The organism is Pseudomonas sp. URMO17WK12:I11 (genome assembly GCF_007677725.1).
GTDB lineage: Bacteria > Pseudomonadota > Gammaproteobacteria > Pseudomonadales > Pseudomonadaceae > Aquipseudomonas.
Genome location: NZ_VEDF01000004.1, coordinates 128,107 through 153,194, shown reverse-complemented (window position 1 = coordinate 153,194; position 25,088 = coordinate 128,107). Strand labels below are relative to the sequence as shown.

The following is a 25,088-nucleotide window of genomic DNA, read 5'->3' as shown; positions in this document are numbered from 1 at the left end:
GTTGATACTGTCGGTCATGTGGTTTCAATCATTTGACAGCGCAATGTGATACAAAATTTTTGCTTGGTTGTTCACAAACGAGAGTCTGCAGCTGCCGGCAACCTTAAGCCTTAGAGCGAATACCTAAAATGGCACTCTGAGTGTCGAGCTTCGCGAGGAGCTAGCAGCGCCTGTGAATCAAGTAGAGCGCAAAAAACATTACGTATTTCGACTGGCAGCTAATTAGAAAAAATTCGGACAGTCAAGTTTTTCGAATCGCATGACGTCGCTGAGCGCGTGGAAGAAGTGCCAGGTCCTCGCTGGGAAAGCACCCGATGTCAGCTCGAGCTTTTCTGATGAAAATTATGCGAAAGAGCCTGTCATGATGAGACCAATAATTAGCTCCTCCCATAACCACTACCAGCTTGAAGTCCAAGGCCTTGCCGCTGAAATCGATATCCTGTCATTCAAAGGCGAAGAGTGGCTGAGCCAGCCCTTCAGCTACACCATTGAAAAAATTGCAGATGATTTCTCAAACCAGGTTGGTGAATTGGCTGATAAGACGAAGAAGAGTTTTGATGCTTCGAGACGACGGAACCAGTTAGCTAAAAATGTTATAACCCGACAGTTGGATCTGTAGCGCTACACACCCGAAGCTAAGGGCATATTGCTTTACCTTCTAACGCGTCATGGTAAGGGGATAATGTTGATCCAGGAAACATAGCGTCTCTCGATCGCTACGGCGAGCGAAAAAAAAGGCGGTGCTTTGTGTGCTTAGTATTCAGACCAAGCCGGAGTGGCATAAAGTATTGCCTCGTGTCAATGCGCGAGGGAATGGCCCATCAGAGGGATATGATGAGTTAGACGCCGTCGAGCGGCATCAGCGAAGCCTGATTGACTTTCTGAAGTTAGGGGAGGATCGAGATAGAGGATTCTATGAAATAAAATATGAGCGAAGCGAATTGGCCATAATTTATGATCGGTTGAAGGAGTTTGGTTCTTCTGGTTATGCGCTCGCTATGAATGATACGGTCTATTATAAGCTAAACGTTGGTCGTAATCCGAATTACCCGCGACGCTGCAAGTTTGGTCCTTGTGATGCGGATGTTGTCTGAGTAAGCTCAGTTGGAGTGATCGTGAAAATTTTTAAAATGTCTATATTTTTGCTGGTTTTTTTGAGTTTGTCAGGCTGTGACCAGTTGGCGAGTGAAGTAGATAATAAGGGGCTCGAGATAACGCCGATCGAGATGAACCATTTTATCGAAGAAGTAAAAAGGGACTTGGTGTTTGTTGAGGGAGGTGAATATTTGATGGGGGATTATGGCTTAGAGTATGGGTCGGAGCAAATGTCTTATGATAGTGATGGAGATAGCCGGCCAGTACATAAGGTCAAGTTGAGTACCTTTTCTATTGCAAGATTTAAGATCTCAAATAAAGAGTTTGAGATGTATCTTAAAAGCAGTGGTCTTAAGTTGCGTTCTTTTGAAGTGGGGGGGATACAGGAAAAGTGGAAGAACATTAATTCTTTACCTAATTTGCCAGCGCATATGGACTGGTATGAAGCCGAACGCTATTGCAACTGGCTGGCTAAAGTGTCCAATCTTCCTTTCTCATTACCCACGGAGGCCCAGTGGGAGTACGCGGCACGCAGCCGCGGGCAGTTTTTGATGGTGGCCACTGATGACGGTACTTATAAGCAGACCAATGATGGTTTTACTAAATATGGGGGAGGACCAAAAGGAATTAACATTTCTACTTCTCGAGATCGTCGGGATTTTGCTAGACAAATGGGGTGGAGCACGGAGGGGCTTACGCCCCTGCCGGTGGACAGGTTTCCCCCCAATCCGTTGGGCCTTTATGCCATGTCGGATAATGGGCTGGAGTGGGTTAAGGATTGGTATGACGAAAATTATTATCAGTACTCCCCTGAAATTGACCCCCAGGGGCCGGAAACACCAGTGACCAAGGACTACTATGGACGGGATACAAAAGTTGCACGTGGTCAGGCATATGCCAATCCAAGCTGGGGAGGAGGAGTGAATGTGCACAGAACCCCTGAGAATCCGCATGGTTATGCATCCGAAGATAAAATGATTGTGTTGGGCGATAAAACGGCTCGGTGTGTTGTTAATAGTCACAATCGGATTGAGTAGCAGTGAGCTCAATATTTCAGGGGGCATTTAAATTTGGGCTGCCTGAAAGGCGGGTAGTGATTTTATTATTGGGTGCTTATTGATATGCGCGGAGTTATTCGTGTTGGCGATAAACTGTCTTCGGGAGGCAAAGTACTTGCCGGTACCCGTGGATTGAAATTCCTGCAGCTCGATGTCGCTTGCGTAGGTGATGCTGTTTTTTGTCCAATACCTGGGCACGGCGTGAATGAAATAGCAGAGGGGGATACAGGTTCGAAAATTAAAGGTCGGCCCATTGCTTTAGACGGTCATTGCTGTTCCTGTGGTTGTGAGTTAATCACATCGCTTCCTCAAGCAGGTAGGCTGTGAGATGGCAGTTGACCTGAACTCATTACCCGAGAGGCGATTGCTACCCCGGCAACCTCGACACTGGCGATGGGGTGTGGTCATCTTGCTTTGTTCGCTCGTCGTTGGCGGGTTGATGGTCCTGCTTTGGCGGGTGGACAGTTGGCATACATCATTGTGGTTTTGGATCTGCGCATTATTAGGAGTTTTGATTGCCGGGTTAGTGATCTACGCACTGCGTTTGTTGGCGTACGAGAAGCATCGAGATTATATAGAGAGTTGGAATGAGAGTCGCGATGAGTTGGAGCGGTCACTCATTCGGCGCGGACAGCGTACGGTTGCCGTATTGGCCGTATCCTATTGTTCCGGGGCGGGTAATAATAAACTCGCTCAGGCTCTGCGTTTGGGTAGTAAGCCTCTCCAGCCTATTTATCTGGAAGGGCAGGCCTTGACAATGCGGTTAAGCCAATTAAAACCGTCGGTACAAAATCACTCAAAGTCCGAATACGCTAAGCGTTTACGTGGATTTTTACAACAAGTTGTACGTGGGTTGGAGACTGATTTAGAGATCGGGGCGCGCAGTCTTGTTGTGGATGTTCGTATCAGGCATAACCATGTGCTTTGCAATGAGGAGCTTCTGTCTATTTGGTCTGCAGTTACCACCAACCCCCGTTTAACGGATAGCGTGGTCTTTGCGATGGACGATGATGGCGTAATGTGGCTGGATACTTGGTTGGATGCGCCGGAACGGCATCAGTTGTTAGTGTCCGTCGAAATTAATCTTTTTCTAAACCCCGTTGCTGAACTGGCCGAGACCGTGACAGCTGTGTTGTTGGGCTCTTCGCAGTGGTGTAACACGCAAAAAACTGATTCGATCGCCCTGGTTCATCGCCCTGTCCAACTTGAACGCGCTGGTCGCTCTATCAAGGATGCAGTTACGGATGCATTTCTTTGGGGGCAACTGCGTGCCGGAGAAGAAACGTACTTCAGTTGGCAGGCTCAGGTGCCTGGTGACGTTTTACGTGAGACAAGTATCGCTGTGAATGCAGCACGTTTTCCTTTTAACGTGACCAGGTGTCATCGATTGGATGATTCGTTTGGTTTGCCTGGATGTGCAGTAGGTAATGTCGCATTAATCGTTGCTAGTGAGTGTGCCCAGGCAGAGGACGGTCCGCAGGTTGTCCTGCTACACGATGCTTCTGCTCAAATTTTTATTGTCCGGCCTGCATGAGATCTTGAAATAGGGATTGATCGTGAAGAAGAGAATCAGCGTCTGGATGGTGATCCTGTGTTTGCTCGTTGCGGGTGGGGTATTGATCTGGGTCGATAATCCCGCGGGGCAGGTGAGGAGTGAGACTGCACGCTTGCAATGGTCAGCAGTGTTGTTGATCGGCTGTTTGATATTTCTCTTTCTCGATGGCGTCGGCGAATTGGCTATCCGAATGTTGGGCGCGAGAGATTTTATTGCTCTGATGGGACAAAGGCTTGGAGTCAACTGGACTCGTTCGACTGGCAGTAACGTGGTTTCTAATGCTGAGGATCCATTTGGCGTACGCGAGTTGAGGGCGCATTTGAATGGAAGCTACGGCTTCTTCTGGCGGCGAAAAATTCGACTGTTGTTGGTGGTCGGTGAGTCTGAGCAGATCGAGGCGATTGCCCCTGGGTTGAGCGAGCAGCGTTGGCTGGAAGGGCAAAACACCGTGCTGCTGTGGGCCGGCAGCATCCAAGGTGAACCGCAAGACGCGTTGCTTTTGCAGTGGCGCGGCCTATGCCGCAACCGTGCGCTCGATGGGGTGGTCTGGGTGTTGAACAAAGACCAAAGCAATAACGTGAGCGCGATGAACGATAGCGTTCGTCGTTTGCAGAATCTGGCCAAAACCCTGCGCCGCCAATTGCTGCTGCATGTGTGGCAGGTCTGCGACAGTATGTGGCCGCAGCACGCCCGCGAAATCGGAGCGGTAGGCTGCATGCTTCCGGTACCATTATCGCCAGTGCGGCTCGCCGATAACTTAGGCATGCTCGCACGCCCCTTACGTGAGCAGGGTCTATCGCAGCTTCAAAAAGACTCTGATCATGATTTCCTGCTTCGATTATCACGCGATGTTGCGACCGACGGTGTCTCCGGATGGTGCGCTGCATTGTCTGCGCTGTTCCGCCGACGCGACGTTTGGTTGCGTGGAGTGTGGTTCAGCTTACCACTGCGACACCAGAACAACCCTCGCGTGGGCCATCACTGGCCTGAAGACCCAGCATGGTCAGGGATCCTCAACGATCGCTCCGCCCGAGCCCGGCGATTGGGCTGGCATCCAGCCAAAATAGCCTACGTTTCTGCGTTGGGCCTGGCTTCTATCTGGGCCATCGGCATGCTGTTGTCGTTTGCCAGCAACCGTGCCGAGGTCGGTCAGATCGCGGCGGCGTACAGCGCGTTGCAGCAGCCCGAAGCAAACGCCGACACCAAAGAGGCTCTGGACGCGTTGGTCCGCGAACTTTCCCGCCTGGACTACCGATCAGAACACGGCACACCGTGGTACCAGCGCTTTGGCCTGAACCGGTCGCACGAGCTGCGTGAAGCGGTGTGGCCCCTCTATACGCAGGCCAATAACCAGCTGCTCCGTGACCCCGCCGTCTCTGAGCTGGAAAACCGGCTCAACGCGTTGGTCAACTTGCCTCCCGCGAGCCCTCAGCGCGCCAGGCAAGCGCAGCAGACGTACAACTACCTCAAAGCCTATCTGATGCTGGCGCGCCCGGAAAAGGCTGATGCCGCGTTCCTGGCCCAGACCTTGGGCTCTGCCGAACCGGCACTGTGGACGTTCTACGGCCAGCATCTGCCCGAGCACTCGGACTGGGCGATCAAGGCCGACCTCAGGTTGATTGCCCAAACACGCCAGGTGCTGCTGCGCGAACTGGGTCAGCGAAACGCTGAAAGCAGCCTGTACCAGCAGGTCCTCGACACCGCGGCGAACCACTACCCGGCGTTGGATTTACAGCAAATGGTCGGCGACACCGATGCAAGCGCCCTGTTCACCAGTGCCGAACAGGTCCCCGGTGTATTCACCCGCCAAGCGTGGGAAGGGCAGGTTCGTGCAGCCATTGAAGAGGCGGCGCAGGCGCGGCGCGAAGAGATCGACTGGGTACTCAGCGACAACCCTAACGAGATCGCCAAGGAACTGAGCCCCGAGCAACTCAGGGAGCGGCTGACCAGACGCTACTTCCAGGATTACAGCAGTGCCTGGCTGACCTTTCTCAACAGCCTGCGCTGGCAGCAGGGACACGGCCTGAGCGATGTGATTACACAGTTGACGCTGATCAGTGACGTGCGTCAGTCACCACTGATCGCCTTGATGAACACGCTGAGCGACCAGGGACAAGCCGGAGCTCGTGGCCAGGCCCTGGCCGATTCCCTCATCGAATCGGCACAGAAGTTAGTAGGGCAAAAAGCAGCGCCGATCGTCGATCAACTGCCCCAAACACCGAGTGGCCCACTTGACACTACTTTTGGCCCATTGCTTTCGCTTCTGGGAAAGGACGCTGATGGCCGAGCGGGTAATGACCGCCTGAGCCTGCAAACTTACCTGACGCGGGTTACCGCTGTGCGCTTGAAGCTCCAGCAACTGGTCACTGCGCCCGACCCTGAGGCAATGATCCAGACACTGGCGCAAACGGTGTTTCAGGGGAAGAGCGTGGACCTGACAGACACCCAGGCCTATGGCAACCTGATCGCCGCTAGCCTGGGCGCCGACTGGGGGCCAGCGGCCAACACGCTGTTCGTGCAGCCGTTGGATCAGGCCTGGCAGCAGATTCTTCAGCCCTCGTCGGCAGGCCTCAACAGGGCGTGGCAGCGCGCAATTGTCGATGAGTGGCAGAGCGCTTTCAGTGGCCGTTATCCTTTCGCCGCCACCAGCAGTGACGCTTCATTGCCCATGTTGGGGCAGATGATCCGAGCCGACTCCGGGCGGATCGAACAGTTTCTGGCTCAGCAGCTCACGGGGCTTCTACGCAAAGAAGGCAGCCGCTGGGTGGCCGACTCGCGGCGAAGCCAGGGGCTGCGTTTCAACCCGGACTTTCTGAAAGCGATCAATCAGCTCAGTCAGCTGGCCGATGTGCTGTATACCGATGGCGGCATGGGTGTGAGCTTCGAGCTGCGAGGCAAACCTGTGCGTGATGTAGTGCAGACCATCTTCGTACTCAATGGGGAGAAGCATCACTACTTCAACCAGCGAGAGAGCTGGCAACGCTTTCGCTGGCCCGGGCAGGGGGATCACCCCGGCATCAGCCTGACGTGGAGCAGCGTCCATGCCGGCGAACGTTTGTTTGCGCATTACCAGGGCACCTGGGGGCTGATTCGTCTGCTGGAGCAGGCCAATGTCACCGCGCTGGAGGACGGCGACAGCCGCTTTAGGGTCGTGCTGAGCGCGCCGGATGGTCTGGGCCTGACCTGGCACTTGCGCACGGAGTTGGGCGAAGGGCCGCTGGCCCTGATCAAGTTGCGCGGGTTCAGCTTGCCGCGAGAGATCTTTCTGGTAGAGGGCCGGGATACCCCGCAGTACACGCAAAATGGGGGTTACCAATGAGCCTGAAACGACTGGTAGAGAGCTGCTTGCCCACAAGCGAGCCAGTGGTCATTGCCCGTAAACACAGCGAATGCTGGGAGTCTTGGCTAACGCCGATCAGCGGTGGTGCGCCGGTGGGAGAGGATCCGGGCTACGACGACGATTTCCAGCGCATGCGCGAAGAGGTCAACAAGCTCTCCGGGGCGGACGTGGACCTTGTGGCGCAACTGGCGCAGAAGCTGCTCCAGCAGTGCTGCAAAGACCTCCGTGTTGCCACCTACTACCTCTGGGCCCGCTTGCACAGGGACGGTGAGGCTGGCTTGGCAGATGGTCTGAATCTGCTGGCGGCGCTGTTGGAGCGATATGCCACCGATATCCTGCCGGTGCGGCCCAATAGCCGGAGGATGGCCTTGGAGTGGCTTGCTGGCAGCAGGGTTCTGGCGAGCCTGTCGCTGTACCCTCAGGTGGTCAAGGCTGAAACCGAACGAACGGTGGCTGCTTTGGTGTGGTTGGAGCACGGCTTCAGCCAGTGGCCGCAAGACCAGCGACCACGACTTGATGCTTTGTACAGCGCCCTCGACATTCGACTCGCCGCGTCAGGAGGCGTTGATGCAATCGTCCCTCAGACGGGTAGTGACTCACCCGTAAAGGGTAGGGCGGCAGGCCCCAGCCCGACACCCATCAAGTCCGGGCGAGATCTGCTGGACAGTGGTCGAGTGCTAGCCAGCTATCTGCGTGATCAACCGGAGGGGTGGTTGGCGGCACATCGGCTGATGAAGAGCCTGCGCTGGGACACCGTGCATCAGGTGCCGCCGCATGATGCACAGCGCATTACCCGCCTCAAACCGCCTCGCGGCGAGTATCGCGCGCAGCTCAAGCGCTTGCACCTGCAGCAAAGCTGGCGCGAGCTCATCGACTTGGCCGAGCAAATGTATACCGAAAGCGTCAACCACTTCTGGCTGGATTTGCAATGGTGCCTCCATCAGGCCTTGAGCAAGTCGGCTGAGCCTCACAAGAGCTGGGCGGATATCGTCAAACACGATCTGGCCATGCTGCTGCACCGTCTGCCTGGCGTTGAGCTGCTGTGCTGGAGCGATGGCTCGCCATTTGCCGATGAAGCCACGCGTGAGTGGATCAACCAGCAGGTCAGCGGTAACCGCCCAGAACGATGGCTGCCCGCAGCGGCCCCCGCACCGTCGACGGCCTTATGCGAAATACTCGCCTTGGAGCCTGAGGCACTGGCGCAAGCGGATGCCGATGGAGTCGAGCAAGCGCTGGCCTGGTTGGCGAGCCGCCCCGATGTGCAGGCCGGGCGACAGCGCTGGTTACTGCGTTTGCTGATGGCGCGGGTGGCCGAGCAGTGTGGCAAGGCCGAACTGGCCATTCATTTGTTCACTGAGCTGGACGCTGCCGCGCAACGCCACACAGTGGCCGACTGGGAGCCTGACCTGCTGTTCGAGGTCAAGGCGCGCTTGCTCAAGCTGCTGCGTTTGAAAGCCCAGCGCAACGACGCTGACCGGCCTGCGTTGGCGCGGCAGATGGAACAGCAGCTGGCAGCACTCGTATCCATTGACCCGGTGCGTGCTGCAGTGCTGTGCAGCTAATTCACTTTGATCAGGAATCTGTTTTGACTACGGACAACCTAACCCTGCGTTACTTCGACGCTGAAATGCGCTACCTGCGCGAAGCGGGCAAGGAGTTTGCCCAGGCTTTTCCGGACCGAGCGGCGCAGCTCAACCTGGACAAGCCCGGCGCTGAAGACCCCTTTGTCGAGCGCTTGTTCGAAGGCTTCGCGTTCCTGATGGGGCGCCTGCGTGAGAAATTGGACGATGACCTTCCCGAGCTGACGGAGGGGCTGGTCAGCCTGCTGTGGCCCCACTATCTGCGCACCATCCCATCATTGGCCATCGTCGAACTGATGCCAGATGCCAGTCAGATGAAAGGCTGCGAGGCGGTCGCAAGGGGTTTTCAAGTGCTGTCACAGCCGGTGGGGCAGCATCGTACCCGGTGCCGCTACTGCACCACTCAGGATTTGACGCTTCGGCCGCTCAATCTGGAGACCGTGCGGCTTGACCATGGACCTGATGGGCGTGCAATTCTACGCCTGCGCTTCGCGCGTGGAGCACTGGCCAACTGGGATCAACTCGACCTCGCGGATATACCCTTGTATCTGAATGCCGATGCAGCGCTTGCCAGCGTGCTGCACCAAGCGCTGACGTTGAGCGTGCAGGCGCTGCATGTGCGCTTGCCAGGCGCGGCGCAACGCAAGGCATTTGCGGGGCATTTCAAGCCAAAGGGGTTTGCCGACGATGATCGCCTTTGGCCCAAGGGCGACAGTGCTTTCAGTGGCTATCAGCTGTTGCTGGAGTACTTCACGTTCCGTGAGAAATTCATGTTCGTCACGCTCTGTGGCCTCGATTCGCTCGAGTTGCCACCTGACGCCCATTGGTTCGAGCTTGAAGTCGTGCTCAGTGAAGCCTGGTCGCATACGTTTACGCCCACCCAGGAGCACATTCGTCTGCACGCGGTTCCCGTGATCAATCTGTTTGCACTGGAGGCGGATCCACTCACCTTGGACCCGTTGCAGAATGAATACCTGCTGCGCCCAATGCGCTTGCAGGACGGTCATACAGAGATCTACTCAGTAGACAGAGTTTCTGGAACGAAGGACAGCGTGCGTCAGGATTACGTGCCTTTCAGCAGCTTTCGCCACAAAGGGGGAATGCTTCGCGATGAGGCACCCGAGCGCTACTTTCATACCCGCTTGAGGCGCGGCGCCAACGGTCTTCACGACACCTGGCTGATCCTCGGCGGCGAGGGCTTCGACAAGGATGTGCTGCTCAATCGCAAAAGCCTGTCGTTGCGCCTGACCGGTACCAATGGACAGTTGCCGCGCAAAGCCTTGCGTAGCACGTTGCTCGATGCCGCGGCTCAGTCCACTCAGGCAGGCTTGAAAGTACGCAATCTGACCGCGCCGACCCTGCCGTGCTACCCGCCGAACCGAGATCGTTTTCACTGGCGTGTGCTCAGTCACCTGGGATCGAATTTTTTACCGATGCTCAACAGTGCTGAAGTACTGCGTGGCACGTTAGCGTTGTACGAGTGGACGGGCAGCGAAACCAATCGCCGCCGTCTGGAGGCCATCGTCGACGTCAAGCATCACCTGATCCAGCGCTTCGAGAAAGGCTTCTTGCTGCGAGGCGTGGATATCGAAGTGACGGTCGATAGCAATGGTTTTTCGGGCGAGGGCGACATCTGCCTGTTCGGTGAAATGCTGAGCCGGTTCTTCGCGCTATACGCGGACATTCATTTGTGCACTCAACTGACGATGATACTGCAGCCGACGGGGAGGTGCCTGCGATGGAACGAACATCACAGTCAGCGTATTCCCGGCTAAAGGCCGAAGGCATTCTGCACATGCTGGCTGAACAGGTGTCGACGGCGAACGTCTACCGCTTCTGCCAGGTGCTGGAGCAGGTGCTGGCTGAACAGCCACCGCTAGGCAGCACTGCACATCCCGGTGATGACTGGGTCAGGTTCCGCCCAGACCCTGGAATGGGATTCCCGGCAGGCGAGTTGAAGGCCATTGAAATCGACGAAGCTTCTCCAGCTCGACCGTTGACTGTGCGCACCCGGCTGCTGGGTTTGTATGGGGTCGACTCTCCTTTGCCCACGGCCTATCTGGACGCTATTGCCCAGCGGCGCGAAGGCCATGAAGCGCTGGAGCACTTCCTCGATATCTTCAATCATCGAATATTCACTCAGTTCTACCGGATCTGGCGCAAGTACTCCTACCCGGCAACATTCGAGCCGGGCGGGCGCGATGCCACTTCACAGTGCCTGTTGGGCTTGATCGGATTGGGCATCCCCGGTACGGCAGAGCGTATCGCCACACCGATGTCACGTTTTCTGGCCCTGCTCAGCGTGATGCGTCTACCCACGCGCAATGCCGAAGGGATTGGTGCGTTGGTGAAATTGCTGGCCCCGCACACGGATACGCACGTCATCGGGCATTGGCCGCAGAGCACTGTGCTTGAGCAGCCCGCCAGTCTTGCGCCAGAGCATCCGGTGACCTTGGGCCAGGGTATGCCTCTGGGCGCTGTCGGCCACGACGCGAATAGCCAACTGCGGCTGCGGCTGTGCACCGAGAACCAGGATGAGGCGCATGGATGGCTTCCTGGTGGCCAGCTGATCGCTGATTTGCGCGTGTTGCTTGAGGTGTATCTGGGGTGGCGTTGCACAGCGCTGCTTCAGCTCTCAATCCCACACCAGATGGTGCCGGCGCCTGTACTAGGACGCACCCGGTCGATGCTTGGCATGACCGCTGTATTGAAGCGTGGGGAGAGCGTACTCGCATCGGCTCAAGACGACACGATCACGATCAACCTGGGCCGATATCAGGGTCTGCATTTGAACCCTTGCAGAAAGGAGGTGCAGCATGTTGCGTACCGTGCTTAATGGCGTCACCGCATCAACGTTGATTGCTGTTTTGAGTGGGTGTGGCCTTGCACAAAAGGTGGCAGATGGCACGGCGTCCACTGCCCAGGCGATCTTCTACAAGCAAGTCAAAACGCTGCACCTGGATCTCAACGGCCGGGCAGCGATAAATACCGATGGCGCCGAGATGAGCGGATTGTCGGTGCCAGTGCTGGTACGGGTCTACCAGCTAAAGGACAACAAAGCGTTGGAGAGCGCCGGCTATGACGATCTGCTGAACCAGGGTGCGCGTGTGCTTCGCGATGATCTGCTCGATGAGCGCGTCGTGGTGATAAAACCCGGCGAGGCGGCGCAGGTGAATACAGCTCTACAAGGCGGCGCTCAGTATGTTGCAGTGGTTGCGCTGTTCCGCAGTCCAGACGTGATTGAAAATACGTGGCGCGTTGTATTGCAGCGGGACGACCTCGAACCGGATCAGGCCAGAGTGCTCGAATTGGCCGATAACCGGCTGACGCTTCGACCGCGTGCGGAGGGCTGAACGCATGCCTGAGTCCAGTCCTTCTCTTTACGAAATCCTGTTGCAGAACTTCCGCGGTGAGCTAGCGCTGGATCAGGTGAATGAAGATGACCAGCTGACCCTCTCGGTACTGGACAATATTCAGCGCATCCTCAACAGCCGTGCCGGTTCACTCTCGCATCTGCCCGACTATGGCTTGCCGGATATGGGCAAGGTGCTGCAAGGGCTACCGGCTTCAGCCCATGGCTTGATCAACGACATCGCCTGCACCTTGCGCCGCTATGAGCCGCGGCTGGCGCAGGTGAGCGTCCAGCTGATCCCTCAGTCTCGTCCCGGTCATCTCGACTATGCCCTTGACGTGCTGATCAAGGGCGGCGGCAGGGCGTCCTTTGGGACCACACTCGGCGCCGGAGGCAGGATTGTGGTGCATCACCTCAAGCAGGAAGGCTGCCTTCCCGTGCAATGGAACTGACAGGGGGCCAGATGACGGCACTTTTTGAGATGCGTGTTCGCCTGGGTGGGGATCCGGGTAACTTCGATGAGTTCAAGGTGCTGCGCGATGAGTTGGCAAAACTCAATCACCCTGCCTGCCCAGACGTGGACTGGGCAAAGGTTGAAGGGCTGTGCCTGCGGCTTTTCGAACTGAACGGGGTTGAACTGCAGACGGCGGTGGCTTTCGTGCTGGCGCGTAGCTACCGTACGGGTGTGACGGGCTTGACCGAGGGTGTCGCGCTGCTCGCCGCATTGAGCGATGAGTGGCCGCGCTTGTGGCCAGTGCAGGCGTCAGCTCGCATCGATCTCATTGCATGGCTGTTTACTCAGTTGCACCCATTGGTGCGCATGGTGGAGTGGGGCAGGTCGAGTTCGGCGGCGTTGAGCGAAGTGATTGGCGAATTGAACCGCCTCGAACACTGCTTGGAACGCCTTGGCCATGCACCTATGGTGACATTGCAGGTTTTCCGAAACCAACTAGCCAGCCTCTTGCAGCGCATGTCAGAAAGCCGGGTGGCGGCGATGCCGCTTCCTCTGCGATCCTGGGCAACGATTGCTCAGCCCTCCATAACGCCTCAAATTGCTGCCGTCGTTCCTGCGCCCTCCACCTACACACTGGTAGTCGAGCCTGCGGCACAGAAGCGAGCCGTATGGCCGTGGGTGCCGGTGTGGGTGGTCATGATTGCATTGATGGGGTGGCTAGGCTGGCAGGCGTGGCCATCCAGGCAAGCCGACGCGCTTCCTGCGCCCGACCCTATCCAACTCGACAGCTTGAGCTTGTTCGATCCTGGCAGCGCTGAACTAAAACCTGGTTCAACCAAGCTATTGATCAATGCGCTCGTTGGAATCAAGGCTCAACCGGGCTGGCTGATCGTTATTTCCGGGCATGCCGATGCGCAAGGGGATGCCGCCCGGAATCTCGATCTTTCTCGCGCCCGTGCCTCTGCGGTTCGCGACTGGATGCAGCGTATGGGCGATATTCCGGACAGTTGCTTCGCTGTTCAGGGTGTCGCTGCCAGTCAACCACTCGGCAGTAACGACACCCTGAAGGGTCGGGCTGAGAATCGTCGAGTGGACATACGATTGGTACCCCAACGAGATGCATGCGGTGAGGTATGACTCACCCGCTCTAGGGCGAGTTGCATCGCCCTTGCGGCATCGCCTGTTGATGGCTACGGGTGGGTCAAGTCGCCACCCGTGTGCGTGCCAAACAGTCTTTGCAATTGACCACCGTCTGCGCCATCGCATGCTCCACATGCACCAACCCCGAACCACACATCGAACAAAACCACGCCCCACCCCCGCCAGCCCCCGCCAACGGCAGCTCGGCGAGGTAATCCGCCACCCGCCGCTGCAACCCATGATCGACCTGCTGCAACAGCACATCGAACAACGCCTGACTCAACCCGGAACGCGGCCCCGACCCATCGTAGCTCGACGAATTGAACTGCCACTGCTCCCTGACCGCGCGGTCGCTCAGCGACAGCATGCTGCCCGGAATGCTGTTGGACGCCTGCCGTTTGCTGACCTGAGCCCGCGCCACATACGACAGCGCCCCGCGCACCGCCGTGTTGGCCAGCGACCAGATATGCCGCACCGGGTGCACCTCCAGCAACTGCGCCGTCACCTGCGCAGCCTTTTTCCTCGCCTCGAACGGCAGGCCATGTTCGGCGCATCGGTTGGCCACGTAGGCGCAGACCTCCTCGATACAGACCTGTCGGATCAATTCGCCGACCTCATCGCGCCATTGCGCTTGCGCCCCGCTTGACAGCCCCGCGTGCAGCGCACGATACAACCCACCAACCCCAGCGCGCTGCGTGCCTTCCAGGCTGACATTGGCGACCCAGCGCACTTTGTTCTGCCACGCCTTGGGCATGGCATCATCGCTGAACGCCGCCAGCGGTGAATCCGGGTCGACCAACAGCACATGCGCCACGTGCAGAGCCAGCAGGATCTCAGTATCCATGTGTGCCGAGGGGCTGACCCGCGCGTCATCGGTGGCCGTTTCGGCGGCTTGGATGCAATCGCGTTGAGCATCCATGCGCACCTCCAGTAACGCCAGCAACTGCAATCGATGGGTGATCGACAGCCTGTCCAACGGCACCGGCGGCCGCTTGCCCAGGCACCAGTGATCCTGGATGCGTTTGCGCTTCTCCAGCGCCCGTTGCTGCTTGGCCAGCTCACGTGCCGTCAGGCATGGCGCGCAGGTGCATTCGCGGTGCCACTGACTGCGGCCTGGATAGAAATAGCGATGCTGGCACTGCGTGCAATACGCCATGTTGTCATTGAAGCTGTGCGCCGAGCGGCTTCTGCGTCGCTCGAACAGCGGCACATTGCAGTAAGGGCACTGGTGTTCAGCACACGGGACCGGCGCAAAAGCCTTGATCAGGCTGCTGGGAGCGATATCGATGGCGTAGCGTTCGAGCAGCACCGCGATCTTCTCCCCGCCTATGTAGGCCGCATACAACGCTTCGATTTGCTCGGCGGTGAGGTGCTGCAATTTTGAGGTGTAGTCCGACAAACCTGATTCTCCCTGCGCTCAGTCGCTTGTGAGGTTTGTCGACAATGATGCAATGCCAGGCAAGGTGCAGGTTGTGGGAGGCGTCCGTGGCGCTGGTAGGAGTTTTCCGATTTACACAGCCAGCAGCGCTACCGCGCCTGGGTCAAGCGAATGATCTGCCGCGCGCAGAAGGCGCCGGTCAGAATTACCCCAAACAAGCGCAAAGTCTGCATCGCCAGCACCAGGCCGACATCGGCGTGAGTCTCCACGGCGATGATCGCCATGGCATCCAGCCCCCCAGGGCTGGTCGCCAGGTACATGGAAAGAAAGTCCGTGCCCATCGCCACTGCCAGCAGGTACGCACAGGCAGCGCAAGCCAGAATCAACGCCAGGGCACCGGCGATCATGGTCGGCAAACGCCTCCAGACATAACGCACCGTTGGCCGATCGAAACGCAGGCCGATATAACAGCCAATCGCGCCATAAGCTGCCGCCAGTAGCGGCTCGGGCAAACTGATGGTCAGTAGCCCGCTCAGTTGCAGTGCACCGCCGAGCAACAGCGGCGTCAGCAGCGCGCCGGCAGGCAGGCGATTGCCCAGGGTGATGCCGGCAAGCACCACGGCCACGCTGAGCAGGGTAGCCATGGGTTGGGGATCTTGCACGACCGCAGGGGCGCCGGCCGCCACGCTTGCCCCCGCGGTAGCGCCTAGCAGGTGGCTGACCAACGAACCGATCATCACCACGCAGACCACTCGCACATACTGCATGGTCGCCACGACGCGGCCATCCGCGCCGTTCTCTTCGGCCATCATTACCATCGCCGAAGCTGCGCCGGGCGCCGTGCCCCAGGCGGCGGTGCTGCCCGGGATACCGCCGAAGCGCACCGTGCCCAGGCCCACCAAGGCGCTGAGCAAGACCGTGATCAGCGTCGCCACCAGCATCAGGTGCCAGGATTGGGCCATGGCCGACAGTACCGCCCAGGTCACCGAGTGCGCCACCAGCAGCCCGACGCAGCCCTGGCCGAAGCGAAAGATTTGCCGGTGCAGGCGCAGGTTGCTACCAGCGATGCCAAAGCCCATGGCCGCCAGCATGGGGCCCAGGAACAGCCCGGCTGGTACGCCCATGGCATGCAGCAACTGCCCGCAAGCCGCGGCGCTGGCAGCCAGGGCAAACCATTTGAGTAGTTGTCCGCTTGAAGCGGGAAGGGCGATCTGCAACGTCGGTACTCCTTGCACAGCGAAAACCCGATACTGGCAACGCCAGCCAGAAAATTATCGACGGCACAATCGATCAAGTCTATTTTCTACTTTTGATCAATCTATAACTGAAATTCATCGATCATGGATCTACGCGACCTTACCTACTTCGAAACCATCGCCGAACTCGGGCATCTGGGCCGGGCCGCCGAAAAGCTCAATCGCAGCCAGCCAGCGCTCAGCAAAAGCATTCAGCGTCTGGAAGAGTCACTGGGCACACGGTTGTTCCAGCGTGATGGCCGGCGCATCAAACTCACCGATGTGGGTAAGCTGCTGCTGGCTCGCGGCAAGCAGTTGCAACTGAACATCGCCGAAACCGAACGTGAGGTGCGCGATTTTGCCAGTGGCCTGGTAGGCAACATCCGCCTGGGCTGCGCGGCCAGCATGGCCGAGCACCTGCTGCCGCACCTGACTGCCGCGCTGCTGGCGCGTGCGCCAGAAGTCACCGTGACCCTGTCCATCGCCCAGGACGATGTGCTCAAGGAAGCCCTGCGCGGCGGACGGCTGGACGTGATCATTTCGCCACAGATCGCCATGGATCCGGACTTCACCACCCACCCGATCCTTGAAGACGAGGCCGTGGTGGTGGCCAGCGCCGAGCATCCGATCTTCGACAGCCCGATCACCCTGCAGCGCCTCTGTCAGTACCGCTGGGTACTCGGCGGGCCCACGGTCACGGCGCGGCGCTGGATCGACAATGTATTCGCCACCCACCTGCTGCCGACCCCGCAGGTACAGATCGAGACCAACGCCATTTCGTTGCTGCCGCGGCTGATTGCGCGGACCCAGCTGCTCAGCTTCGCCGCGCGGGAAACCCTGGAACACGGGCTTGGCGTATCCTGGCTGCGCGAAGTGCCGCTGGCGCAAACCACCATGCGCCGCACGGTCGCGGTATCGGTGCGAACCGACGGCTACCTGTCACCGGCTGCCGGTACCCTGGTGTCGTTGCTCAAGGAGGAGGCGGGCAGCTTTTTCGAGCGCGATTGATCACCTGACCGCAGGCCCTGTCAGCTATGCGGCACGGCCTTGGCAGCGGCGGCGCCAGCGTATTGCGGCTTCAGGTGGCCTTGCTCGTCCAGCAGGTAGGCGTCCATCACCTCGCGCACCACCGGCCCGGCAACGCGGCCGCCCGCTTCGCCGTTCTCGATCATTACTGCCACCACCACACTGGGGTGATCGGCGGGAGCGAAGCCGACGAACAGGGCATTGTCACGGTGACGTTCGAGGGTCTTGTTGCGGTTGTAGCGCTCGCCTTGCTTGATCGCCACGACCTGCGCCGTGCCGCTCTTGCCGGCGATGCGGTACTGGGCGCCGGCAGCGGCGGCGCGGGCGATGCCGCGCGGGTCGTGCATGACCATCTGCATACCCGTGTTGACCTGATCCCAGGCATGTCTGTCGTGCAGCACGATATCAGGCATCGGGTTAGGGTCGACCGGTGTCTGGCCGCCCACGGTCATCGCCAGGTGCGGGCGGTGCCAGGCGCCCTTGCTGGCCAGCAGGCTGGTCGCCTGGGCCAGCTGCAGCGGCGTAACCTGCATGTAGCCCTGACCAATGCCGAGGATCAGGGTCTCGCCTGGATACCAGGCCTGGCGGCGCGTCGCGCGCTTCCAGGCTTGCGAGGGCATCAAGCCGGCCGCTTCTTCGTTCATGTCCAGCGAGACCTTCTGGCCCAGCCCGAACTCGGCCATGTAATCGTGCAGGCGGTCGATCCCCAGCTTGTGCGCCAGGTCGTAGAAGTAGGTGTCGTTGGAACGCATGATGGCGGTGTACATGTCCACCCAGCCATCGCCGCTGTGGTTCCAGTTGCGGTACTTGTGATCGTAGTTGGGCAGCTCGTAGTAGCCGGGGTCGAATACCCGGCTGCCAGGGGTGATCACCCCGCTGTCCAGCCCGGCGATGGCCACTTCGGGCTTGACCGTCGAGCCGGGTGCATACAGGCCGCGCAGCACGCGGTTGAACAGGGGGCGGTCGATCGAGTCGCGCAGGGCGGCGTATTGCTTGAAGCTGATGCCCTTGACGAACAGGTTGGGGTCGAAGCTTGGGTTGCTGACCATTGCCAGCACATCGCCATTGGCCGGGTCGAGCACCACCACCGCACCACGCCGCTCGCCCAGGGCCTTTTCGGCTGCCACCTGCAGGTGCGCATCCAGGCTCAGGACAATGTCCTTGCCTGGAATCGGATCCTGGTGCTTGAGCACCCGCATGACCCGACCCTGGGCATTGGTTTCCACTTCTTCATAACCGACGTGGCCGTGCAGTTGGGCTTCGTAGAAGTGCTCGATGCCAGTCTTGCCGATCGACTGGGTGCCACGGTATTCGGTGCTGTCGAGGGTCTTGGCTTCTTTTTCGTTGATACGCCCGACATAGCCCACGGAGTGGGCGAAATGCTCGGCCAAGGGGTATTCCCGGATGAACTGAGGCTCCACGTCCAGCCCGGGGAGACGGAACTGGTTCACAGCCACCAACGCAATCTGCTCTTCGCTCAAGCCGACCATCAACGTCACCGGCTCGAACGGTTTGCGCCCACGGCGCAGGTCTTTGTCGAACTGCTGGCGCTCGTCTGCGCCGAGATTCAAGACCTGGGCCAGGGTATCGAGGACCTTGGCCGAATCGCCGGCCCGCTCGCGGGTCATGGTCAGGTCGAAGCTTGGCTTGTTGTCGGCCAGTACCACGCCATTACGGTCGTAGATCAGTCCGCGCTCAGGGGCGATCGGCAGCACGTGCACGCGGTTATTCTCCGACACGGCGCTCTGCTGGTCATGCTGCAGCACTTGCAGTACATACAGGCGGCCGATCAGCACCGCGCACAGGCTGACCACCAAGGCGGCGCAGGCCAGCAGTCGGCGGTTGACCAGGTGCTTTTCCTTGTCGTGGTCCTTGAGCGGGATCGGTTGCGGCATGGGCGGTCTAGGCAGCAAGAGGCGGGGCCGGGATGCTACGCGTGCGGGCGCGCAGGCTCAAGGCGTCGGCCATCGCGCAGGACAGCGGATGGGCCGTGGCCGCCCACGCACAGGGCGTCGGCAGCCAACATGAAGATTTGTTTATGCGCGCCGGGTCGGTGCTTGCCGGTAGCCACGCGAGGGCTGAGCCAGGCAAGCACGCACACGCACTCAGCGTGGCCCAGCAGGCATCATTGGCCGGTCACCAGCTGATAGGCCAGTTGGTTGTGGCGCTCCAGCACGCGTGGCAAGTCGATGGTGGTGATGCGCCCATCCTGCACCACCACCCGGCCGTTGATCACACTGGTGTCTACGTGGGTCGGGGTGCAGAACACCAAGGCCGCCAGCGGATCGTGCAGGGCCCCGGCATACGCCACCTGCCCCAGGTCGAAGGCGACGAAGTCGGCCACCATGCCCGGTGCAAGGGCGCCGATGTCATTGCGGTTGAGCACCTTGGCACCGCCCAGGGTGGCGATTTCCAGCGCTTCACGGGCGCTCATGGCATCCGGGCCGAAGCCGACCCTTTGCAACAGCAGGGCCTGGCGCACTTCGCCGATCATGCTGGCACCGTCGTTGGATGCCGAGCCATCGACACCCAGCCCCACCGGCACGCCGTGGTCACGCATCTTGCGAATCGGCGCGATACCCGAGGCCAGGCGCATGTTCGAGCAGGGGCAGTGGGCGACCCCGGTGCCGGTGCGCGCGAACAGTTCGATACCGTGCTGGTCGAGCTGCACGCAGTGCGCGTGCCAGACGTCGTGGCCAACCCAGCCAAGGTCCTCGGCATACTGTGCCGGGGTCATGCCGAATTTTTCGCGGCTGTAGGCGATGTCGTTGACGTTCTCCGCCAGGTGGGTGTGCAACGACACCCCGTACTGGCGGGCCAGCACCGCGGCTTCGCGCATCAGGTCGCGGCTGACCGAGAACGGTGAGCAGGGCGCCACCACCACGCGCAGCATCGAGCCGTGGCTGGCGTCGTGGTAGTCCTCGATCAGGCGTTGTGATTCCTTGAGGATGTCGGCCTCTTTTTCCACCACAGCGTCCGGCGGCAACCCGCCCTGGCTTTGCCCTACGCTCATGCTGCCGCGCGCGGCATGAAAGCGCATGCCGATCTCGCCAGCGGCGTGGATGCTGTCGTCGAGCTTGCAACCGTTGGGGTAGATATAGAGGTGGTCACTGGAGGTGGTACAGCCGGAGAGGATCAGCTCGGCCATGGCGGTCTGGGTCGAGACTTCGATCATCTCTGGCGTCAGGCGTGCCCAGATCGGATAGAGGTTGGTCAGCCAGTTGAACAGCTCGCCGTCCTGGGCCGCTGGCACCACTCGAGTGAGGCTCTGGTACATGTGGTGATGGGTGTTGACCAAGCCTGGAATGACGACCTTGCCGGCCATGTCGAGTATCACGTCGGCGTGTTGCGGCAGGGTGTCGCTTGGGCCTACCTGCTTGATCAGGTTGTCTTCGATGTACAGGCCGCCGCCTTTGATTTCACGGCGCTGGCCGTCCATGGTAACCAACAGTGCGGCGTTCTTGACCAGAAGGGTCTTGGGGGAGTGTCGCTGAGCAGCTTGCATCGCTTATGCCTGGCGCAATACGCAGCGACGATTGTCGATGTCGTAGGCGCACAGGCATGTATCTAAGCAAAGTCTGGTTTTCTTGTATACAGCAAAGTGCGCGGCCGGCTGGCCGCGCGCGTCTTCAGCCGGCCTGCTCGGAGGGCGTGCTGATGCCCTTGCGCAAGGCAGTGAAGCCCCACGTCAGGCCCAGCACGGCGGCAATCACTGATCCCGACAGCACGCCAAGCTTGGCCGCGCCCAGCGAAGCCGGGTCGCTGAACGCCAGGTTGGCGATAAAGATCGACATGGTGAAGCCGATGCCTGCAAGCAAGCCGATCAAGGTGATGCCGCGCCAATCGACCTGGGCCGGCAGGCTGCACCAGCCCAGGCGTACCATCAACCAACTGACGCTGATGATACCCAGCGGCTTGCCGGCCACCAGCGCCACGGCCACGGCCATCATCACCCAGTGCGGCGCCTGAGCAGACAGGTCGATGCCCGACAAGCCTACGCCGGCATTGGCCAGGGCGAACAACGGCATGATCGCGTAGGCCACCCAGGGATGCAGGGCGCCCTGCACACGGGTCACAGGCGGCTGCATTTCGCGCTGCGCGACACGCAGGTGCTTGAGCGGGGCGCTGAGGTCACTGCTGTCTTGCTCAGGATCCTTGGCGCGGCCAAGCAGGTCGTTGGTGAAGCGCGAAACGGCGTCGAGCGGGCGCTCGCCCAGGGGCATGGCCGCGACCGGGGTCATCAGCCCCAATACCACGCCGGCCAGGGTCGGGTGGGCGCCGGTCATCAGCATCCCGACCCAGGTAATGGCGCCTGGGATGATATAGGCCCACGCCGAGCCGACGCCGATCTTTTGCAGGCCAATGACCAGCAACAAGCCAATGGCAGCCACGCCGAAGCCGCTGTAATCCAGCCCGCCGGAATAGAAGATGGCGATGATCAGCACGGCGATGATGTCATCGATGATCGCCAAGGCCAGCAGAAATACGCGGATATTGGACGGAATCGACTTGCCCAGCAACGCCAGCACACCGACAGCAAAGGCGATATCGGTGGCCGTAGGCACCGCCCAACCTTGCTGCTCGGCTGGCGCATGGCCAAAGGCCAGGTAAAGCAGCGCCGGCACCGCGACGCCGCCCACCGCCGCCGCCATCGGCAAGGTGGCCTGGCGCAGGCTGGCCAGCGCCCCTTCGTGGATTTCGCGGCGAATTTCCATGCCCACCACCAGGAAGAAAATGGTCATCAGGCCATCGTTGATCCAGAAGTGCAGGGACTGCGAGAACTGCCAGGGCCCGATGCCGAAGCCGATCGGCGTGTGCCAAAGGGCTTCATAGCTGGCGGCGGCGGGCGAGTTGGCCCAGATCAAGGCGGCCACGGCGGTGATCAGCAGGACGATGCCGCTGACCGCTTCGATATGCAGGAAACGCTGAAGGTTGGCCAAGGCCTGTTGGGCCAGGCGCTGTGCAGCAGAGGGCTGTATTTTTTGCATAGGCGCAAAAACTCCCGCATGGCGGCCCGACCAGCGCTGTTCTTTAACCTGCTTCACTGCACCCTGCAGCTAGCACCCGAGGGCGATTCTAACGGGCTGCGCCTGGCGTTACCAGACCAGGATCGCCACCAGCTCGACCGCGCACAGTGCCGTCACACACGCGGCCAGCAGCAGGTTGACGGTGACGCCGGAGGCAATGGCCTCGGCGCGGATCCCTGTGACATGACGGTCATAGCGCCGGCGCAGGCGTAGCCAGGCGACGGCGGCGGCGAGCAGGCACAGCGCTGCGGGCGCTACCGCCAGCCAGTGGTGCTGCGGTACCCAGCGCAAGAAGAAACAGCTGCAGACGACCATCGCCAGGATGGTACGGCGCCAGGCCAACAACGTGCGTTCTGCTTGCAGGCCGTCATCGGCGGCAGGGCGTTCGCGTTCAGGCATGGAAGAACACAGCGTAGGCGAAGAAGGCCATGACCAGCGACACGCCGATCGACAGCGCCGGGGCGATCAATGGAAATGGCAGCGGGCGTTTCTGGCGCATGGCCCGCTCGACGTTCAGCCAGCGCGCGAAGGCCGGCAAACTCAGCAGCAGGGCCAGGCTGATCAATGCCACCGCGAGCAGACGCCGGGTGCCTGCACTGAAGATCTCGGCGGTGAACATGTCCACGGCGATGCCGCTGGCCAGCAGTGCCAGTGCGGTCCTGATCCAGGCCAGAAAGGTGCGTTCGTTGGCCAGGGTGAAACGCGGGTCCGGCTCCTGGCCGTCAGCCAGCAGCTTGCTGGCCAGCCAGCCACGGGAGCGCTCGTTGTTGTTGTTCAAAGGCAGTCGTCCTCCTTGCATAAGGTCGGTGGGCACTCGGCCTGCCCAGTTTTATGCGCAAGCGCTGCCAATGTCCATGACTCGATGAGCGATCAGCCCTCCAGCGTGCGCGGTGCCATGAAGTACATCCATACCAGGGCCAGGAAGTACATCGCCGGTATCAGGGTGAACAGCACGGCGTAGTTGTTGTGCGTGGCGGTGAGCACGCTGCCGACGATCTGCGTCATGAACATGCCGCCGATCGCCGCGCACATGCTGGCGAAGCCGAACACCGTGCTGATCAGGTGCTTGGGTGTGTAATCCATCACCAGGCTCCAGATGTTGGCGGTCCAGGCCTGGTGCGCGCCGACCGCCACGGCGATGGCCAGCACGGCGATCCACAGGCCGCAGGCATGCGCGGCGAAAATCACGCTGAGCATGGTACAGGCGAAGATCAGCATCGACACCAGCCGCGCCGTGGTCGCTCGCACGCCCCGGCCGATCAGCCACGAAGACAGGATGCCGCCGCCGATGCTGCCGAAATCGGCGGTCAGCCAGATGAGCATGAGCGGCAGGCCCATCTGCGTCACGCTGATGCCCAGGTCGTATTGCTGGTTGAGAAACGGCGGCAGCCAGTACAGGTAGAACCAGAACACCGGCGCTGTGATCGAGTAGGCGACGGCAAACGCCCAGGTGCCGCGCATGCCGAGAATACGCCGAAACGGCACTCGGGTTGGCGCAGGCTCGATCTCCTGCTGGATGTAGGCCAATTCGCGCTGGCTGACGCGCGGGTGCTCCTCGGGATTGAAGTAGCGCAGGCCCCAGAACACCAGCCAGACCAGGCCCAGGCAGCCCATGCCGATGAACGCCGCCTGCCAGCCCCACACCGTCAGAATCAACGGCAGCAGGGCCGGGGTGACCATGGCGCCGACATTGGTACCAGCATTGAACAGGCCGGTGGCGATGGCGCGCTCGCCGGCCGGGAACCACAGGCGCACGGTCTTTACGCAGGCCGGGTAATTGGCTGCTTCGGTCAGGCCGAGAATGAACCGACAGACCATGAATCCGGCGGCCGAGGTGGCCAGGCCGTGTGCGCCGGTGGCCAGGCTCCACAGCAAGACGGCGGCGAAGAAGGCGCGCTTGACGCCGACCCTGTCGATCAACCGGCCCTGCAAGACGAAACCGACGGCGTAGCCGACCTGGAACCAGAAGTTGATGTTGGCGTAGTCCATCGCCGTCCAGTTCATGGCCTTGGCCAGTTCCGGCTGCATGATGCCCAGCGCGGCGCGGTCGATGTAGTTGAGGGTGGTGGCGAAGAATACCAGGGCAAGCATGCCCCAGCGCGTGCCGCCAACGGCGAAGGCGCCGCGCAGCTTGTCGCCGATGCCTGTGCCTGGCAGCGTGGAGCTGGCGGTAGTGAGCTTGGAATGGTTCATAGTGGGTCGATTCTTGAAATTGTAATGACTGACGGTGTCGCGAACGTGACCTCGCCCCAGGCAGGGGCAACACGCAAGGCCGGTGCATGGTGCGCAGGGAAACGTCGAGCGTCAATTCAAGGTCAGGCGCTACTGTTCGGTAACCGCACGCTTGTCGGTTGCCGATTGGCGCTTGCGGGCGCGCGCGCATGCTGGGCATGATCAGGCTTCCAACACAGGAAAAGGATCAGCCACATGCCTGCCTATCTCGTTGCACAGAACCAATTGCTGGTAGGGGACGGCCTGGTGGTCGAGGCGCCGGCCGGCGAAGGGCCGTACGCGGTGGTGTTCGAGGACGATGAAGAAACGGGCTATTTCTATGCCCTGGATACCTCAAGCAGCGCAAACCCGATTCAGAACGCCCTGCACATCTACGACGTGGAAAGCGTGAATGACCGCGACATACCTTCCGAGGTGAAGATTGCCTGGTCCGAGGACCACCGCAAGGCGCTGCTGCTGATCAACGACCACCCCCACGCGGTGTTCGATTTCGAAGCCAAGCAAGGCCATTGCCGCAGCGGCTTGCCGTTGCCGATGGACAGCGGCTGGTCACGCGCCGGGCATGAATGGGACGACAGCGCGCTACGGCATTTCGCCTAGCGCGCCGGGCAAGTGG

Annotated in this window: 21 protein-coding genes; 13 read left to right on the top strand and 8 right to left on the bottom strand. The window is 60.1% G+C overall.

Annotated features, from left to right (window positions below; genetic code table 11):
• Positions 1 to 259 precede the first annotated feature (259 nt).
• From FS665_RS09455 to FS665_RS09405, 11 genes are all read left to right on the top strand, one after another.
• Positions 260 to 619 (top strand): hypothetical protein, encoded by a 360-nt coding sequence (locus FS665_RS09455; RefSeq protein WP_145186803.1) that lies wholly within the window; start codon positions 260 to 262, stop codon positions 617 to 619.
• A gap of 496 nt (positions 620 to 1,115) precedes the next feature.
• On the top strand, positions 1,116 to 2,132 hold the full coding sequence (locus FS665_RS09450; protein WP_218570364.1) for an SUMF1/EgtB/PvdO family nonheme iron enzyme: 1,017 nt from the start codon (positions 1,116 to 1,118) through the stop codon (positions 2,130 to 2,132).
• A gap of 84 nt (positions 2,133 to 2,216) precedes the next feature.
• The gene (locus FS665_RS09445; protein ID WP_145187636.1) at positions 2,217 to 2,480 is read left to right on the top strand and encodes a PAAR domain-containing protein; all 264 of its coding nucleotides are present in this window, start codon (positions 2,217 to 2,219) and stop codon (positions 2,478 to 2,480) included.
• Between the two features lie 73 nt (positions 2,481 to 2,553).
• Positions 2,554 to 3,687, top strand: a complete 1,134-nt coding sequence (locus tag FS665_RS09440) for a hypothetical protein (RefSeq protein WP_145186801.1) — start codon at positions 2,554 to 2,556, stop codon at positions 3,685 to 3,687.
• A gap of 46 nt (positions 3,688 to 3,733) precedes the next feature.
• Entirely contained in the window at positions 3,734 to 7,027 is a 3,294-nt protein-coding gene (locus FS665_RS09435) for an ImcF-related family protein (RefSeq protein ID WP_145187633.1), read from the top strand.
• Positions 7,024 to 8,610, top strand: a complete 1,587-nt coding sequence (gene tssA / locus FS665_RS09430) for a type VI secretion system protein TssA (protein ID WP_145186798.1) — start codon at positions 7,024 to 7,026, stop codon at positions 8,608 to 8,610. The genes FS665_RS09435 and tssA overlap by 4 nt, the downstream gene beginning before the upstream one ends.
• Before the next feature lie 23 nt (positions 8,611 to 8,633).
• On the top strand, positions 8,634 to 10,403 hold the full coding sequence (tssF, locus tag FS665_RS09425) for a type VI secretion system baseplate subunit TssF (protein ID WP_145186795.1): 1,770 nt from the start codon (positions 8,634 to 8,636) through the stop codon (positions 10,401 to 10,403).
• Positions 10,367 to 11,464 carry a type VI secretion system baseplate subunit TssG gene (gene tssG / locus FS665_RS09420; protein WP_145186792.1) on the top strand — a complete coding sequence of 366 codons (1,098 nt, stop codon included), beginning with the start codon at positions 10,367 to 10,369 and terminating at the stop codon, positions 11,462 to 11,464. Before tssF ends, tssG begins: the two co-directional genes overlap by 37 nt.
• Positions 11,445 to 11,981, top strand: coding sequence for a type VI secretion system lipoprotein TssJ (gene tssJ / locus FS665_RS09415; RefSeq protein WP_145186786.1), 537 nt, complete (start codon positions 11,445 to 11,447; stop codon positions 11,979 to 11,981). Before tssG ends, tssJ begins: the two co-directional genes overlap by 20 nt.
• 4 nt (positions 11,982 to 11,985) lie before the next feature.
• Complete coding sequence (gene tssE, locus FS665_RS09410; protein WP_145186783.1) at positions 11,986 to 12,432, top strand: type VI secretion system baseplate subunit TssE; 447 nt, start codon at positions 11,986 to 11,988, stop codon at positions 12,430 to 12,432.
• Positions 12,433 to 12,443: 11 nt separating this feature from the next.
• Entirely contained in the window at positions 12,444 to 13,571 is a 1,128-nt protein-coding gene (locus FS665_RS09405; RefSeq protein ID WP_145186780.1) for an OmpA family protein, read from the top strand.
• A gap of 64 nt (positions 13,572 to 13,635) precedes the next feature.
• On the opposite strand, the gene FS665_RS09400 is transcribed toward FS665_RS09405, so the two are convergent.
• Positions 13,636 to 14,973, bottom strand: a complete 1,338-nt coding sequence (locus FS665_RS09400) for a hypothetical protein (RefSeq protein ID WP_178108320.1) — start codon at positions 14,971 to 14,973, stop codon at positions 13,636 to 13,638.
• A gap of 128 nt (positions 14,974 to 15,101) precedes the next feature.
• The gene (locus tag FS665_RS09395; RefSeq protein WP_371921255.1) at positions 15,102 to 16,076 is read right to left on the bottom strand and encodes an AbrB family transcriptional regulator; all 975 of its coding nucleotides are present in this window, start codon (positions 16,074 to 16,076) and stop codon (positions 15,102 to 15,104) included.
• Positions 16,077 to 16,292: 216 nt separating this feature from the next.
• Here FS665_RS09395 and FS665_RS09390 point away from each other — a divergent pair, with 216 nt between their 5' ends.
• Positions 16,293 to 17,195 carry a LysR family transcriptional regulator gene (locus FS665_RS09390; protein ID WP_145186774.1) on the top strand — a complete coding sequence of 301 codons (903 nt, stop codon included), beginning with the start codon at positions 16,293 to 16,295 and terminating at the stop codon, positions 17,193 to 17,195.
• Positions 17,196 to 17,215: 20 nt separating this feature from the next.
• Here the strand turns inward: FS665_RS09390 and mrdA are convergent, their stop codons facing one another.
• The 6 genes from mrdA to FS665_RS09360 form a co-directional block, all read right to left on the bottom strand.
• Positions 17,216 to 19,108 carry a penicillin-binding protein 2 gene (mrdA, locus tag FS665_RS09385; protein WP_145186771.1) on the bottom strand — a complete coding sequence of 631 codons (1,893 nt, stop codon included), beginning with the start codon at positions 19,106 to 19,108 and terminating at the stop codon, positions 17,216 to 17,218.
• A gap of 230 nt (positions 19,109 to 19,338) precedes the next feature.
• Entirely contained in the window at positions 19,339 to 20,718 is a 1,380-nt protein-coding gene (locus FS665_RS09380) for an 8-oxoguanine deaminase (RefSeq protein ID WP_145186768.1), read from the bottom strand.
• Positions 20,719 to 20,842: 124 nt separating this feature from the next.
• Positions 20,843 to 22,201, bottom strand: a complete 1,359-nt coding sequence (gene nhaA / locus FS665_RS09375) for a Na+/H+ antiporter NhaA (RefSeq protein WP_145186765.1) — start codon at positions 22,199 to 22,201, stop codon at positions 20,843 to 20,845.
• A gap of 108 nt (positions 22,202 to 22,309) precedes the next feature.
• Positions 22,310 to 22,639 carry a DUF202 domain-containing protein gene (locus tag FS665_RS09370; protein WP_145186761.1) on the bottom strand — a complete coding sequence of 110 codons (330 nt, stop codon included), beginning with the start codon at positions 22,637 to 22,639 and terminating at the stop codon, positions 22,310 to 22,312.
• On the bottom strand, positions 22,632 to 23,018 hold the full coding sequence (locus FS665_RS09365) for a YidH family protein (RefSeq protein ID WP_256675073.1): 387 nt from the start codon (positions 23,016 to 23,018) through the stop codon (positions 22,632 to 22,634). Before FS665_RS09365 ends, FS665_RS09370 begins: the two co-directional genes overlap by 8 nt.
• A 92-nt stretch (positions 23,019 to 23,110) precedes the next feature.
• Complete coding sequence (locus tag FS665_RS09360) at positions 23,111 to 24,433, bottom strand: MFS transporter (protein WP_145186758.1); 1,323 nt, start codon at positions 24,431 to 24,433, stop codon at positions 23,111 to 23,113.
• A gap of 234 nt (positions 24,434 to 24,667) precedes the next feature.
• On the opposite strand from FS665_RS09360, the gene FS665_RS09355 reads away from it, so the two are divergent.
• Entirely contained in the window at positions 24,668 to 25,072 is a 405-nt protein-coding gene (locus tag FS665_RS09355) for a DUF2251 domain-containing protein (RefSeq protein ID WP_145186755.1), read from the top strand.
• Positions 25,073 to 25,088 lie beyond the last annotated feature (16 nt).

Bases quoted from the DNA above. Each gene is read 5' to 3' on its own strand.
- FS665_RS09455 (WP_145186803.1), top strand. From the start codon at position 260: ATGACGTCGCTGAGCGCGTGGAAGAAGTGCCAGGTCCTCGCTGGGAAA.
- FS665_RS09445 (WP_145187636.1), top strand. From the start codon at position 2,217: ATGCGCGGAGTTATTCGTGTTGGCGATAAACTGTCTTCGGGAGGCAAA.
- FS665_RS09435 (WP_145187633.1), top strand. From the start codon at position 3,734: ATGGTGATCCTGTGTTTGCTCGTTGCGGGTGGGGTATTGATCTGGGTC.
- tssA (WP_145186798.1), top strand. From the start codon at position 7,024: ATGAGCCTGAAACGACTGGTAGAGAGCTGCTTGCCCACAAGCGAGCCA.
- tssG (WP_145186792.1), top strand. From the start codon at position 10,367: ATGGAACGAACATCACAGTCAGCGTATTCCCGGCTAAAGGCCGAAGGC.
- tssJ (WP_145186786.1), top strand. From the start codon at position 11,445: ATGTTGCGTACCGTGCTTAATGGCGTCACCGCATCAACGTTGATTGCT.
- tssE (WP_145186783.1), top strand. From the start codon at position 11,986: ATGCCTGAGTCCAGTCCTTCTCTTTACGAAATCCTGTTGCAGAACTTC.
- FS665_RS09405 (WP_145186780.1), top strand. From the start codon at position 12,444: ATGACGGCACTTTTTGAGATGCGTGTTCGCCTGGGTGGGGATCCGGGT.
- FS665_RS09395 (WP_371921255.1), bottom strand. From the start codon at position 16,076: ATGGGCGTACCAGCCGGGCTGTTCCTGGGCCCCATGCTGGCGGCCATG.
- FS665_RS09390 (WP_145186774.1), top strand. From the start codon at position 16,293: ATGGATCTACGCGACCTTACCTACTTCGAAACCATCGCCGAACTCGGG.
- mrdA (WP_145186771.1), bottom strand. From the start codon at position 19,108: ATGCCGCAACCGATCCCGCTCAAGGACCACGACAAGGAAAAGCACCTG.
- FS665_RS09380 (WP_145186768.1), bottom strand. From the start codon at position 20,718: ATGCAAGCTGCTCAGCGACACTCCCCCAAGACCCTTCTGGTCAAGAAC.
- nhaA (WP_145186765.1), bottom strand. From the start codon at position 22,201: ATGCAAAAAATACAGCCCTCTGCTGCACAGCGCCTGGCCCAACAGGCC.
- FS665_RS09370 (WP_145186761.1), bottom strand. From the start codon at position 22,639: ATGCCTGAACGCGAACGCCCTGCCGCCGATGACGGCCTGCAAGCAGAA.
- FS665_RS09360 (WP_145186758.1), bottom strand. From the start codon at position 24,433: ATGAACCATTCCAAGCTCACTACCGCCAGCTCCACGCTGCCAGGCACA.
- FS665_RS09355 (WP_145186755.1), top strand. From the start codon at position 24,668: ATGCCTGCCTATCTCGTTGCACAGAACCAATTGCTGGTAGGGGACGGC.